This is a genomic window from Mesorhizobium sp. M7A.F.Ca.CA.002.04.1.1 (genome assembly GCF_004022805.1).
GTDB classification, from domain to species: Bacteria; Pseudomonadota; Alphaproteobacteria; order Rhizobiales; family Rhizobiaceae; genus Mesorhizobium; species Mesorhizobium ciceri.
In genome coordinates this window covers 1-801 of record NZ_RZPL01001192.1, presented here as the reverse complement: position 1 = coordinate 801, position 801 = coordinate 1, and the positions used below count along the sequence as shown (strand labels likewise).

General features: G+C 62.8%; 1 protein-coding gene and 1 pseudogene. Both read right to left on the bottom strand.

The annotated features are described in order from the left end of the window. Positions 1–360: ABC transporter substrate-binding protein (locus ENZ75_RS33230; RefSeq protein WP_164888243.1), on the bottom strand; the 360-nt coding region annotated here is incomplete at its 3' end. 80 nt (positions 361–440) lie between these two features. Next, positions 441–801: pseudogene (locus ENZ75_RS33225) on the bottom strand (branched-chain amino acid ABC transporter permease); the annotation flags it as partial.

Below are 801 nucleotides of genomic sequence, written 5' to 3'. Positions count from 1 at the left end.
GTCGGCGGTGATGCGGTCAATCATGGCATAGGCGATGCCGACCGAGAGCGGGTTCCAGGCGGCGGCGCCGGCATGGCTCTTCTGCCGCTCGTAGCATTCGACGCCGCGCTCGACCTCGTACTGGGTCTCGCATTCGTCCCAGGTCAGCTTGACGCCGTTGACGCCGCCGTCGCGGATGTTGATGAGGTTGAGATAGTCGATGAAGCCGCCGAAGAAGCCGGTGCCGCCGGCCGCGTAAGGCCCGACGCGATAGCTCTGCAGCGGAAAATATTGTTCGTCGGCGTGCGCGGCGGGCAAGGCCACCGACACGATCATCGCCGCGGACAACGCCGCCGCCTTGATTGTGCTGAGGAAAGTCATGGTCGAGGTACTCCCGGTATGGGCCGTCTTGTTCGGCCCCTTGTTCATTTTCCGATGGGATTCATTTTCAATGCATCAGCTCAAGTCGACTGCCAGGCGAACAGGAGCCGTCTTCGGACCCTGTCCCACAGCGCCACCAGCCCGTCGGGCTCAAGGATCAGAAACAGGATGATGAGCGCGCCCAGAACGATGCGCTGGCTCATGTCGAGCACGCCCGAATCGAAGAGATCGCCGAGCAGGAAGCCGCCGAGGCGCGACAGAGCGAGCGGGAAAACCACGATGAGGGCGGCGCCGAAAAACGCGCCGCGGATCGAAGCCAGCCCGCCGATGATGATGATGAACAGGATTTGGAACGACCGATCGAGATCGAAGCCGTCCGGCTCGACGGTCCTCAGATAGGCGAAGGCCCAGATGACGCCTGCGACGCCGATGATGAAGGAC